At 51.8% G+C, this 13,920-nt stretch carries 7 protein-coding genes; 1 reads left to right on the forward strand and 6 read right to left on the reverse strand.

Annotated elements, in window-relative coordinates; translation table 11 throughout:
- From mioC to ravA, 5 genes are all read right to left on the reverse strand, one after another.
- On the reverse strand, nt 1-441 hold the full coding sequence (gene mioC / locus ETA_RS00975; protein WP_012439781.1) for an FMN-binding protein MioC: 441 nt from the start codon (nt 439-441) through the stop codon (nt 1-3).
- Between the two features lie 213 nt (nt 442-654).
- Nucleotides 655-1,116, reverse strand: coding sequence for a transcriptional regulator AsnC (gene asnC, locus ETA_RS00980; RefSeq protein ID WP_012439782.1), 462 nt, complete (start codon nt 1,114-1,116; stop codon nt 655-657).
- A gap of 117 nt (nt 1,117-1,233) precedes the next feature.
- The gene (ovoA, locus tag ETA_RS00985; RefSeq protein WP_012439783.1) at nt 1,234-3,393 is read right to left on the reverse strand and encodes a 5-histidylcysteine sulfoxide synthase; all 2,160 of its coding nucleotides are present in this window, start codon (nt 3,391-3,393) and stop codon (nt 1,234-1,236) included.
- A gap of 63 nt (nt 3,394-3,456) precedes the next feature.
- Nucleotides 3,457-4,917 carry an ATPase RavA stimulator ViaA gene (gene viaA, locus ETA_RS00990; protein ID WP_012439784.1) on the reverse strand — a complete coding sequence of 487 codons (1,461 nt, stop codon included), beginning with the start codon at nt 4,915-4,917 and terminating at the stop codon, nt 3,457-3,459.
- Nucleotides 4,914-6,407, reverse strand: a complete 1,494-nt coding sequence (gene ravA / locus ETA_RS00995) for an ATPase RavA (protein ID WP_012439785.1) — start codon at nt 6,405-6,407, stop codon at nt 4,914-4,916. The genes viaA and ravA overlap by 4 nt, the downstream gene beginning before the upstream one ends.
- Nucleotides 6,408-6,665: 258 nt before the next feature.
- Between ravA and kup the strand changes: the two genes are divergently transcribed.
- Nucleotides 6,666-8,534, forward strand: a complete 1,869-nt coding sequence (kup, locus tag ETA_RS01000; RefSeq protein WP_012439786.1) for a low affinity potassium transporter Kup — start codon at nt 6,666-6,668, stop codon at nt 8,532-8,534.
- 135 nt (nt 8,535-8,669) lie between these two features.
- Here kup and ETA_RS01005 read toward each other — a convergent pair whose 3' ends face one another.
- Nucleotides 8,670-13,889, reverse strand: a complete 5,220-nt coding sequence (locus ETA_RS01005; protein WP_042958502.1) for a hypothetical protein — start codon at nt 13,887-13,889, stop codon at nt 8,670-8,672.
- Between the last annotated feature and the right edge of the window lie 31 nt (nt 13,890-13,920).

Below are 13,920 nucleotides of genomic sequence, written 5' to 3' on the forward strand. Positions count from 1 at the left end.
TTAGATCAGCTTTTTCCAGCTATCGATCCATTCTCCGGCAGGATCTTCCGGGATTTCATGCTCAAGCACGTCAATTTCCAGGCGATCGCCAATACGTTGAGCCCCCAGAGAGGTGAGCAGCTCGTCAAATTGACGGATCGCACCGCAGAAAAGATCGTATTCGCGGTTACCCAGGCCGACAGCACCGTAACGCAGATGACTTAGATCCGGCTGCCGTTCCTTAATGGCCTCAAACAGCGGCTGGATGTTATCAGGCAGCTCGCCGGCTCCGTGGGTAGAGGTCACGATAATCCAGATCCCCTCCAGCGGCAGCTCTTCCAGTTCTGGCCCGTGAAGCGTGGTGGTGGAATGACCGTCTTCAGAGAGCTTCTCATCCAGATGATCGGCCACGTATTCCGAGCTGCCTAGCGTACTGCCACTGATTAAAATAATGTCGGCCATAATCTGATCCCAGTGTGATGATGGCGGGCATTGTACGCTGTGATCAGATTGGGATCTACCTGTGGGTAAGTAGGGGTATTTCTTATTTTTTATTTGTTCACTGACTCGGTTTATCCCGGCTTTTATTCGCCGTCAGGCAGGCAGTGGACGGATGACGACAAAACCGTCCGCGTTGCACGGCACGATCGGGGTGTGGATAATTTTATGCACCGATCACGGAATAATGGTGCGCATAATCGGGTTCTGCAACGAGATAAGGGTTTCGGTGGACTGGATCTCATCGATGGTTTGGATCTTGTTGATCAGAACCTGTTGCAGGGCATCTATCGATCGGCACATGACCTTAATAAAGATGCTGTAATGGCCGGTGGTGTAATACGCCTCCACGACCTCATTTAACGCTTCCAGACGAGCGAGCGCGGAGGGATAGTTTTTGGCGCTTTTCAAAATGATGCCGATAAAACAGCAGACGTCGTAGCCGAGCTGTTTGGGGTCGATCTCAACCCGCGTGCCCTTAATGATGCCCGCCTGCTTCATTTTTTCTACGCGGACGTGGATGGTGCCGGGGCTGACGTTAAACTGTTTGGCCAGCTCGGCATAGGCGGTACGGGCATTGTCCATCAGGGCTATCAGGATGCCGCGATCGAGGTTATCTGGCTGCATATTCTCTGCCATAGTGGTTCCGTTATTATCGGATATTCAGTTGGGGTGCGGTTAATGTGCGGTATTGTGAACAAAATGGCAATCCGCTTGCGGAAGTGACAGCGGGCATCCTCCGATGCCCGCCGTAGACTAACGTTTACGCCACAGGGTTAACTGCGCCACGCTGTGCTGATATTTGCGCGCCGTTTCACGAATGACAAACGGCACGTCCTGAGGCGGGGCCAGCTCCTCAAAGTCGGCGGCCAGCAGACGTTGCAGCGCCTGATAAGTCGAGAGCGCTTCGCCGTTTTCACGAATGCCGCCCAGCCAGTTCTCTTTCGGCGTGAACTCTTCAAGCCAAGTATAGGGGGATGAGAGCATCAGTACGCCGCCGGGGCGGATCATGGGCGCGATGTCCGCAAGGAAGCGCGCCGGCTGGCGCAGGCGGTCAATCAGGTTAGCGGCCAGCACCAGATCCCAGGCTTCCTGCTGGGGTTTCAGGTTGCAGGCATCCCCCTGTACAAACCGGATGCGGCTGGCCTGCTCCGGGCCGAGATCGAAGTCCGGCAAATGCACCTGACGGTATTCGACCAGGTCGCCTTCTTCCTGGGTGACATAGCGGAAATCTTCGCCGCGGGTCAGTTGCAGAGCCACGTCGATAAAACGCGCCGAGTAGTCCATTCCGACCACCTGCTCAAAATGACGCGCCAGCTCAAAGCTGGCACGTCCGGTAGCACAGCCGATATCCAGCGCGCGCTGGTGGTGCTGACTGATACCGCAGGCGATCTTCGCCAGCGCCTTGGCGTAATTTTCCACGGCGAAGTACTCTGGGCCGTACTGGAAATCGAGATACTGTGACACCATGCTGTCCGTTTCATACGGGTTGGAGTGCAGGCTCTCCTGATGTTGCGAAACCACATAGCGGAATCCCGCATGCTGGAAGAAATGGCGTCGGAAGGCATAGCGAGCAGATTTCAGGGCCTCATTGCCGGTAGATATCCAGCTGCCGCCCTTAATCAGCGTGTGTTTGCCATCAAAGGTCGGGGTGGAGAAATCATCGTATAAAGGGTGGACGCGAAAGCCCGGAAAACCGTTGATTGGCGTCGTGGTCCACTGCCAGACATTGCCAACCAGGTCGAAGAATTCGCCCTGGGCAAAGCGGTCTATTGGGCAAGAAGATGCCCAGCAGGCCAGATTAATATTGCCCGGTGCATCATTCCAGTCCGGCTGGTCGCCCTCAACCTGCTCGCGCAGGCTCATCCATTCACTCTCCGCCGGCAGCTGGATCGACAGGCCGGTCTCCTCCGCTTTCCAGCGGCAGAATGCGGCAGCCTCCAGCTGATTGACCTCGGCCGGCCAGTCCCACGGCATCGCCACTTCTTCTGCCAGCAGGCGCAGCCTTAATTCTTCCGGCTGCTGTGGTGAACCTCGCCAAAAGGTCGGCATCTCCGCCGCGGAAAATTCACGCCAGCCCCAGCCTTCGTCATCCCACCAGCGTTGGTTCTGATAGCCTCCCGCGGCAACGAAAGCAAAAAATTCGGCATGACTGACCAGCATGCGGCTGGCCTGAAATGGCTTCACTTCGGTGACCAGGCTGCCGTACTCATTATCCCAGCCGTAGGTATCATCCGTTTTCCCCTGCGTCACGCGGCGACCGGCGACCTGTACCAGGCTGTTGGCCGGCACCGCCATACGATCGTGACGCGCATCGGGACAGGCAGGCCAGTGCGGCTGGGCGCTGACCCACGCCAGCGGCAGCTGGCGGATCAGCACGCTTGAGGTTTCCAGATGGATGCGCTCATGCTCGATCCCCATCAGGATAACCCATGCCGGGCTATCCCAGCCGATCGGCAACGTCAACGGCATCTGCTGAATAAACTGCTCAACGAGGTGGCGAACTTTTCCACGATAGTCGCGCAGTTCTGCCAGCGACGGCCAGCTGTAGTGGCTGTTATCCAGGTCGTCCCAGCTCATTTCGTCGACGCCAATCGCCATTGTCGCTTCGATCCTGTCGTCAACGCGCGCGTCGATAAGCCCCCCCGCCATCAACTTGTTGATATAGAAGGTGGCGGTATGGCCGTAATAGAAGATCAGCGGGTGACGCAGTGAAATGGCCTTGGTGTACCAGGCGCGCTCATCGGTAAGGCAGTCAAACAGGCTTTCATAGAGTTCCCAGGTCTTGCTGAAGTCGCTCAGTATCTGCAGTCGTTTTTGTTGTGGATCGCCACCGCTGAGCGTCAGCATGCGGGTTGGGGCGGGTAATCCTGTCTGGTGTTGTTGCGCGGTCACGTCGTGCTCCCATTTTGCCATTGGCTAAAGCGTATATATCACTATAGCAAATAAGCTTTTCAGCACGGTGACAAAGGGGATGGATCAACGTTTCCAGCGGCGTAACAGTCGACTTTTCAGCCCGGTATCGAAGCGCCAGATATGGTTAAAAATGCGCATGATGCCGGGTTTTCCATGATCGGACATGGCAACGGCGTGGAAGCGCTGGCGCTGCTGTTCCTGATGAGTGCGCACGCGTGTTATCAAGGCATCCGGCAGGCGCTGGGCGATGAAATCAGAAAGAACTACCGCGTCGGCGTCATGCCATTGCACATCGGACAGCTTAACTAACACCGCCTCAAGGCAGGCGGCGAGATCGGTGCCGCCACGAAAACGCTGGCTGAGAAAACGAATTGCCTGACTGATGCCATCGCCAGCCGTTAGCTCATAGCTAATGACCTGGTGGGCAAACAGCATAATGTAGCAGCGGCGTTTTTCCGCCAGCGCCACCTTGAGCAGGGCGAGACAAAAGGCTTTCGCGCAGCGCTCGTTAAACCCGCCCATTGAGCCGGAAGTATCGACGCAGACGATAAACGGACCGCGCTGTTGCGGATCGTGATGCTGGTGGGCAACCGGGCGCTGCGTGATGTGATCATGCCAGCTTTCCCCCTGCAGGCGATAGGTCAGCAGGCGTTTCTCCACCAGCCGGCGATAAAACTCAATCTCCAGTTCGCTAATGCCGAGCGTGGCCAGCTCCGGCGGCAGCAGGCGCAGGATATCATCACTCTGGTGCAGGCCATTGACCTCTTCCGGCACGCTGGCCGGCTCACGCACCGGCTGGTGAAAAATTTCCGCGGGCGCATCGTCTGACGGTACCGGCTTCGCTTCGCGGCTGCGCCCCAGTCGTTGAGCCAGCTTTAGCAGCTCCGGCTGGCTGGCGAGGAAGTCGCCGTACTGCACGATAAGCTGATAATCGTCGCGTTGTAATTCACCGCGGGTCAGATCCCACAGTCTGCCCGCCGCCGCCTCGTCGTCATCTGCCAGCACCGGGGCCAGCTGGCCGCTCATTGCGAGGCGCTGTTGCAATTCTGCCAGCAGCTTTTCCCGTTCCTTGTCGAGCAGCTGTTGGTTAAGCGTCAGGGTCTGCAACGTCAGGCTCAGACGCCAGCGCTGTAGAAATAGCGTTTGCTGTGCGCTATTGCACTGCTGGGTATCGTTATTGGCGATCAGCGCCTGCGCCTTCTCGTTAAACGGTGATGCCTGATGAGCAAGCCATGCCAGCAGATCGGGCAATCCGGCGTTAAAATCGCGCAGGCTCAGCGCCTGATACTGCTGAAAACGCTGAAACTCCGCTTCCAGCAGCGGCGGTACGGCGGTGGATTTCAGCTGTTGCAGAATATCCGCCTTGTGCCGGGGCAGGTCGCGTGTCAGCACGTTTTTTAGCACGGGAAACTTCTCAAAGAAGACGGCCAGCTGTGGCGAGGCCAGCAGCGTCATCACCAGCTCTTCCACCAGATCGTTCTCGTTGATCGACAGAAAAAGGCTTAGCGTATCAAGCGAGATCACCGGCGCGCCTGCTTCAGCTGTTCAGCGACCTGCTGTAAGCTTTCCTCCACTTTTGCCAGCCAGTCATCGCTGATAAACAGGCAGCGATGGTACTGGCTGAACAGGGTACGCTGCGCCCGCAGTTGGGTGTCCAGCTCATCCAGCGCCTGTGAGATCTCCTCGGGTAGCCCCTGCTGCGGTTTACCGGGCAGCATCAGGCGCGAAGCCTGTAGGCTGATATCCCGTAGCGTCAGGCAGTCGTTATCGTCAACATGCAGGTCAAGGACCTGCGCAAAACCAATGCCGTTGAGTTTGCCGCGCACCTCGCCACCTTTTTGCAGCCAGTGTTCCAGCGCTTCACGGGGTAAGGCGATATGCGTCACCGGTATTTCGTGCAGCGTCAGCGGCTTTTGCAACATCAGCGTCAGTGCCTCGGCGGCGAGCGCGATGGGCAAATCGTAGTGTGGCTTACGGCTGAACATACCGCCGTGTTTTTCCAGGCGAATGGCCTGCTCCACGCTTTCCTGCTGCTGTAATGCCAGGCGGCGCGTTGTGATTTGTTGCAGCTTGAATAGCATTGGCTGCTGCTGCCAGGCATGCTGGGTGATCAGATTATCCAGCTCACGATCAAGCAGTTTCATTGACCCCATGTCATGCCACAGGCAGTCTTTCAGCAAAATTAAATCTATCGGGGCAATGGCATTGCGCCCGCTGTAGAAGGCGCTTGCCTGTAACAGATGGATGGCTTTTTTCCAGCGGCGATCGGAAATATAGGGCGCTTCAGGTTGGCCCTCTAACTGCTCGCGCAGCCGGAAGATAAGCTCAAAAACGTCATCCGGCAGGTTGACCTGACTGATGCCCTGCTGCCACTGCCTATACTCTTCGTCGCTAATGCACAGCGAGTCCGCTACCGGATTTTGATTTTCATCCTGCTGGTGGGTGAGCAAACTGCGGAAGTTCTGCTTTTCATGCACGTTGTCCAGCCACAGGCGGATTAACATGCGGTCATACAGGGCTTCTAAACCACTGTCGGCCTCCGGCAGTTCGTTGGAGGCGGTGACCAGCAGGCGCATGGGGATTTTTTCTTCACTGTCGCCATTACGGAAACGGCGCTCGTTAATTGCCGTCAGCAGCGTGTTCAGGATGGCAGGGCCGGCCTTCCAGATCTCATCCAGAAAAACGATTTCCGCATCGGGAAGATAGCCTTTGGTCAGGCGCTGGTAGCGGCCTTCATCTTTCAGTGCTTGAATGGAAAGGGGGCCAAAGACCTCTTCCGGAGTGGAAAAGCGTGTCATCAGATATTCAAAAGCGCGCGCGTGTTGAAAAGCGAACTTCAACCGTCGGGCGATCAGACTTTTAGCGATACCTGGGGGGCCGAGTAAAAACACGCTTTCGCCGCACAGCGCGGCCAGCAGGCAAAGGCGGATCGCATGATGACGCTCATAGAGTCCTTTCTCTAAAGCGTTGCTAAGGCGAGAGATGCGTTCTGCCAGTAATTGAGAGTGGGCCATAATCAAACATTCATCCTTTTCTACGGTCAGGCCAGCATCGTTGGCTGGCGAGCGCAAGCACTACTGGCTATGATGCTTGAAAGAGTTGAGAGTCGTCAGCTTTTTTATTATCAAAGGGTGACAGGACCACGGATGATGTCATTTTATCGGCAATTAAGGATAGGTATTCATTATGGATCGTGCATACTGTGCGCGTTTTGACGGGCAGCTGAACCGTGCGCAATCCTGCGTGAGTCCACCGCAACAAAAGACAAATCTATGAGTTCTGAGAAGAAGCAATCCCTGGGCGCTGTCACACTGGCCGCCATCGGCGTGGTATATGGTGATATTGGCACCAGTCCTCTGTACACCCTGCGCGAATGCCTTTCCGGGCAGTTTGGGTTCGGCGTGGAGCACGATGCGGTATTCGGCTTTTTATCGCTGATTTTCTGGCTGCTGATCCTGACCGTTTCGTTAAAGTATATCAGTTACGTGATGCGCGCCGATAATGCCGGTGAGGGCGGGATCCTGACGCTGATGTCGCTGGCAGGCCGTTATACCGGGTCACGCTCCACGGCGATACTGGTGATCATGGGCCTGATCGGCGGCAGCTTCTTTTACGGCGAGGTGGTGATCACTCCGGCGGTATCGGTGCTTTCGGCGATGGAAGGGCTGGAGGTGGTGGCGCCTTCGCTGGAACGCTATATTGTGCCGATGGCTATCGCCGTACTGACCCTGCTGTTTGTCATTCAGAAACATGGCACGGGTATCGTTGGCAAACTGTTTGCCCCGGTGATGCTGCTATGGTTTATCGTGCTTGCCGTGCTCGGCGCACGTGGGATTGCTGATAACCCTCAGGTGCTACAAGCCCTGAATCCCTACTGGGCGGTGCACTTCTTTATTGAATATCAATCTGTCTCTTTCTTTGCGCTGGGCGCCGTCGTGCTGGCAATTACCGGCGTTGAGGCGCTGTATGCCGATATGGGCCACTTCGGCAAGTTCCCCATCCGTCTGGCGTGGTTTGTCGTGGTACTGCCTTCGCTGGTGCTGAACTATTTCGGCCAGGGCGCGCTGCTGCTGAAGCACCCGGAAGCGATAAAAAATCCTTTCTTCCTGTTAGCCCCGGAGTGGGCGCTGATCCCGATGCTGATTCTGGCGGCGCTGGCCACGGTGATCGCCTCGCAGGCGGTGATATCCGGCGTCTTCTCTTTGACCCGGCAGGCCGTTCGCCTGGGCTACCTGCCGCCGATGCGTATCGTTTACACCTCGGAGCAGGAATCGGGCCAAATCTATATCCCGGTGATTAACTGGCTGCTGTTTATGGCGGTGGTATTGGTAATACTTGGCTTTGAGCACTCCAGCAATCTGGCGGCCGCCTACGGCATCGCCGTGACCGGCACCATGGTGTTGACGGCTATTCTGTGCAGCACGGTGGCGATCCAGAACTGGCACTGGAACCGTTATCTGGTGATAACGTTACTGGTTGGCATGCTGTGCATCGATATCTCCCTGTTCTCGGCGAACGTGGTGAAGCTGCTCTCCGGCGGCTGGCTGCCGCTCTCGCTGGCTATCGTGATGTTTATCGTGATGACCACCTGGAAAAGTGAGCGTTTCCGCCTGCTGCGCCGTATGCATGAGCACGGAAATTCTCTGGAAGCGATGATCGCGTCACTGGAGAAATCGCCGCCGGTGCGCGTGCCGGGCACCGCCGTGTATATGTCGCGCGCCCTCAACGTTATCCCGTTCGCCATGTTGCACAACCTTAAGCATAACAAGGTGTTGCACGAGCGCGTGGTGCTGCTGACGCTACGCAATGAGGATGCCCCGTACGTGCACAACGTGAAGCGTGTGACTATCGAGCAGCTGTCGCCCACCTTCTGGCGCGTGGTGGCAAGCTACGGCTGGCGCGAAACGCCCAACGTGGAAGAAATTTTCCACCGCTGCGGTCTGGAAGGTCTGAGCTGCCGCATGATGGAAACCTCGTTCTTTATGTCGCATGAGTCGCTGATCCTCGGCAAACGACCATGGTATCTGCGCCTGCGCGGCAAGCTGTTCCTGATGCTGCAAAAGAATGCGCTGCGCGCGCCCGATCAGTTTGAAATCCCGCCTAATCGGGTGATCGAACTGGGGACACAGATAGAGATTTAGCCGATGGGAAAATGATATTTCTTATCCGCCAACCCGGTTTTCTCAGGCCGGGTTGGTATTACGGTGCTTTCTCCCAGGATGTGGCGGGATGATCTTTTGGGTTGCACTGCGCTTTGTGCACCATGCCACGTAGGTTCACCATCGCTCAGTCGGTTTCCAGTGGTCATTTGATTCACCGTGCGGCGGAAAATACCAGTGGTGGACTGACGGGTTGCCTTCAGTTTGCAGAATATGGTACCCGTATCCGGATTTATAATATACCGAACCCACTTTTCCGTATTCCCCCCAACTTTTGGGATCGGCCAGGGTTCCCCTGTTTTCCCCGCCGTAGAACCAGTACCAGTTATCTTCCATACCGGAAGGGAAATCCCAGTCGTTAAGAGAGGGGGTACCTTCTTTTCTTAAGATATAAAACAGGCGGTTATCGAAACAATAATAGACTTCGCCTGCGACGCCTTTCGACGTCGGCCGTTTGGGTTCAGTGTAGGTACCCGCTTTAAAGGATATAAATTCCCAGTGCTGGTCAGACAGGCCGGGAGCCGGAAAAATCCATTGATTGTCTGAAGGCCGGCCTGCCGTTTTAAGGGACAAAAAGCCATTTCCAGCCAGATAGTACACCGAGCCCGCTTTTCCATACTCAGCCCAGTGTTTAGGCGAGTGCAGTGTTCCCCTGCAATCCCCGGCATAGAGCCAGTAGGCGTCATCGGTCTTATCAGGGGGGAAATTCCAGCCGTAGAGTGACGGATTACCCGCCTTTCTCAGGATATAAAACGATTTGTATTCGTCAGAATAATAGACTTCTCCCGCGATCCCTTCCTTATTTGGTCCTTTGGGTGCGATAAAGGAGCCCGCTTCCCAGGAGATGAATTTCCAGTGCTTATTGGATGTCCCATCAGGGAAGTGCCAATCATGATCTGACGGCCGGCCTTCTGTTTTGAGGGTCAAATAGCCCGTCAGAAACTTAAAGTATACCGAGCCGGGTTTGCCATATTCATACCAGTTTTTAGGTGAGTCCAGGGTTCCGTTGTTTTCACCGCCGTAGATCCAGTGGGCATTATCCGTCTTACCGGAAGGGAAAGACCAGCCTTCGGTCAAAGGGTTACCTTCTTTTTTCAGAATATAAAAAAATCGGTTCTTAAGGTCATAATAGACTTCTCCCACCGTGCCTTTAACACCCCGGTGTTTAGGGGCGTTGAAGGAACCCACTTCATAAGAGATGAATTCCCAGCGCTCGTTCGACTCTCCTCCAACCGGGTAAGACCAGCTAAGCTCTGATGGCCTGCCTTCGGATTTAAGGGTCAAATAGCCCACTTCAGCATCATGGTATACCGATCCTTTTTTCCCATACTCCGTCCAGTCTTTAGGTGACTCTGGGGTTCCCCGGTTTTTTCCAGCGCAGATCCAGTGCGCATCCTCTGCCTCACAAACAGGGAAATGCCAGCCCTGACTCGATGGCCTGCCTGCTGTCCTTAAAATATAAAAAAACTGATTATCTTCAGAGTAATAGACTTCGCCAGCGGTACCTTCAACACTCGGCAGCTTGGGCGATGTGAAGGAGCCCACTTCATAACATATGAATATCCATAACTCATTAGATTCACCGGCATTCGGAAAAAACCAGAGGTTGTCTGATGGCCTGCCGTCGGCTGTAAGGCTCATATATCCCCATCCAACCTGATAATATACTGAACCCACTTGGCCGTATTCATTCCATTTTTTTGGGTTATCCAGGGTTCCCTGATTTTTCCCGGCGTAAATCCAGTCTGCATCGTCCTTCTCACCGCCAGGAAAATGCCAGCTATGTCTCGATGGTTCACCGCTTTTTTTCAAGATATAGAAAGACTCGCTGACGTGAGAGTAATAGACGTTTCCAGCAACGCCTTTATCCTCCCAGGCCCTGGGTGTTTTAAACGTGCCTGCTTGCCAGGTGATAAATTCCCAATGCATATCAGACAGACCATTCTGAGGAAAGAACCATTGATGGTCTGAGGGTCTGCCTCCGGTTTTAAGAGTATAATAGCCATGTTTATCACCATAGAAAACTGAGCCAGATTTGCCATATTCATACCAGTCTTTCGGCTGCGCCAGTGTTCCAGGGTGGCGACCGGCGTACAGCCAGTTTTCATCGTCGCTGGCATCACTTGGGTATTTCCAGAAATGGCCTGATGGAAGTCCTGTTTTCCTTAACTCGAAATATCTATTTCCTTTTGTGTTGATAAAAATATCACCGGGAAAACCAAAGTCATTCCATTCCTTTGGCGCAAGATACATGTTTTCAGTCGATATACCCATGGTATATGCCAGATCGATAAGTTCTGGCGTGGTGACGTTTTTATTAAACCCTACATCTATTTTATTATCTTCATCGGGGGCGGCGGTTAATCCTAAAGGGAAATAATTATCAGTAAGAGGCGTGCTTAAATAAAAATCGAGGTATGAAGTTGCTTCCTGACTAATATATATAATATTCATGCACATTTCGAAGAAAATCATACTGTCTTCTGGTGTGACTTTCGCTATGTAGTCATGAATTAATTTACTGTCTCTTTCACTGTGTCCATAAAAAAAATCATTGTCTTTAATGAACGTTTCTGTATCTTTTCTACCTAAAACCAGCCTGCCAACATCTATTAATAATCGGCTAAAATATCGAGTGCTGCGTTTTGGTCTCATTGGCGAGAAAAGGATGGATTCTTTGAGGGTATTTTTCAGATAAGAATAGATCCCCCTTATTTTTCGTATAAAGTTAATGTTTCTTTCAGCGATACCTACGGAAAGAGTCTCCAGTTGACTCAAAGGCGTTGGATGATAGGTCACTTTGTCCTCTCCGTCTGCGCCATAAGCAGTACGATACGTACCCCGGTAGGCAGTGACCTTTTTATTCAGGATGGCTGAAAGGGATTTGCCGATAGAGGGATACCCAGCAGCTCCGAAACATGATTCAAGGATGATTGTCTCAATTTTAATGAGATCTATTTGTTTGATTATGGCAAGGCCTCTTATTATATTAGCAATCTCCAATGGGGACATATAGTTAACCGTCATCGGTAACCCATGTGCCCGAATATGCAAAATATTACCAAATGCATAAAATCTTGCGTGTTTACCCAGTAGAGCCTGTACTCTGGTGTTTTCTAAATCGAAGCCCACAGGCTTTACCCAAAGCTCTCTCTCCTTAATATTATATTTAAGTTCATCTAATTTGTATATTGTGCTTCCTCCCCCCATTTTTAACGCAGGTTGGAGTAGTTCAGGTATAAAAAAATCTTCTTCATTGAGGCGTAATGCAAATATTCCATTTTCGTATTCCTCACCGGGTCTTTGCGTCATGAAAATCATCTTACCCGGTGGCGGAGGAGCGAAGTCCTCGCTGTTCATCCATTTATCCTGACCTTTGATAAAGGTTCGGATAGGGACTTTATTGGGTATTCCATCACGCATAACTGATAAAAGTTCTGGTGATATATCTCCTGCTCTCGATAAAACGGATCCTATAGCATAAACACTACCCGCATTGTAAGCTTCCCTGTCCAGACTCAATACTGCATCTTTATAGCTGTTTAAAAAAGGTAATTTTGTACTTTTAACTAATCCTGCCAGCAACTTAAATTTTCTCTTATCACTATTTATCAGTATTTTATCGGTGAACTCCCCCAACTGTTCGGCTGTAAGGGTAATGCCATTGTGTCTAAATTCGTCACCAAGCATTTCATTATTGATGCCCGTAAATAACCCATTTCCCGTTGCCAGCATGGCATGTTCAATCTGTTTTCCGTTATCTTTATGCTCAATAAAAATGACGATGCTCCCTGCCTTCAGCTGTAATAGTTGAATTTTATTCGTTATTCTGCTTACTTCTTCCAACTGATTCAAAGGGAAAGGGGATAGATCGGCATCGTTTCGAGATAAACCTGGTATTTTATCTTTGATTAAACCTGCTTTGGTCAGCACAGTAGAGATGAATTCGGCTGAAGAAAGATAATTTCCCGTTCTTTTTGCTTCATTTCGCGCATTGGATAACAATCTTCTCCCTGCTTCAAATACTGAATCAATATTTGAAGCGTCGGGGGTCATGGTGATGGAGTTTTTATCACTTTTCCATTTTTTCTCATCACGATAATAGTTAATATACTTCTTTTTAAGAGAAAGATCTTTCTCCACTAAGTCATAAGTATACACACCTTCTTTGTCCCGATTAATTTTGAACTCACCACCATCAACTTCTACAGATACGAAGCCATTTCTTATTTTTAGTTTTTCAGGGATAATATTCTCTATAGCCCCTTCTCTTTGTATGCTGAGCAGGTTTATGCTGTGCAAATCAAGTGAAGCAGAAAGCATTTGCGATACCGATAGAAACTCCCTGTTGATTTCTAATATTAATTCAACGTTCATTTCTTTACCATCCAGTCTGTCTGCGATTGATTTCAAAACAGGAGGGATGATATTTTGCAATATCATTAAGGGAATGAACCGTGGGAAGGAGTGCAGGATTGTCTTAGATATAATATCAATATAATGCATAATGTTCAGCAGATACATCTTCCCCCCCGGATCCGGGCATCCTATTTTAAGATAATTATAGTTATAAACAATTTGCCATTCTTCCCCCGTTTTCTTCATTGGGCTTTTCAACGTATCAGCGATATTGCGTAGAACGTCTGAAAAACTCAACGTTTTCCGCTTTTCAGCACATGAAAAATCATAAAGTTTCCTTTTAATTACCTCTGGCTTCGGTACTATCGGATCGGGTGTCTTTGCAACGGCCAGATCGCGTCTGCTATGTCTGTGGCTATTAATGGCTGGATGAGATTGCCAGGCAATATCATTGAATAAATCTGCTGGCCTTGGCGTATTTGCCATTGTTGAGGTATCCGGGTAGGCATCAGCATTATTCACCGGAGCTGTATCTGAACGCCCATGCTGGCTAAACTCCCTTAGTACTAACCCGGTGCCGCTCAGCATCACGGCAGCACCCATAGCGAGGCCCATTTTACTCCTAAGTAATAATGGCAGCGGCTGCGGGTTTGTTTGATTCTGAGCATCACGCAGGCTTTGCGCCTGTCGATAGAGGGCCTTACCTTCAGCTATTCCCTCTGCCAGTTCAACATTCTCTGCACTGTCGCCGCGACGACGCCATGCAATGCCGCATCTCAGTACATTCCTTACCCGAAAGGCAAAGTTTCCCAGGGATGCGTTACGGCATGACTGTAACAACAGCTCATCGCTTTTTTGCACCGCTCCAAGCCGATCGGTCAGTGCTGATGCTTCGCCACTCCTGTGCGCGTCATCATGATGAATATCGTCTACGGACAGGGTGGGCTGTTCAGTTCTTTCTCTTTTTATTTCAATCAAAATAGCGCCCCTTCTATTCAAAGAGTGATTA

Origin of the sequence: Erwinia tasmaniensis Et1/99 (genome assembly GCF_000026185.1) — a bacterium.
Lineage (GTDB): Bacteria > Pseudomonadota > Gammaproteobacteria > Enterobacterales > Enterobacteriaceae > Erwinia > Erwinia tasmaniensis.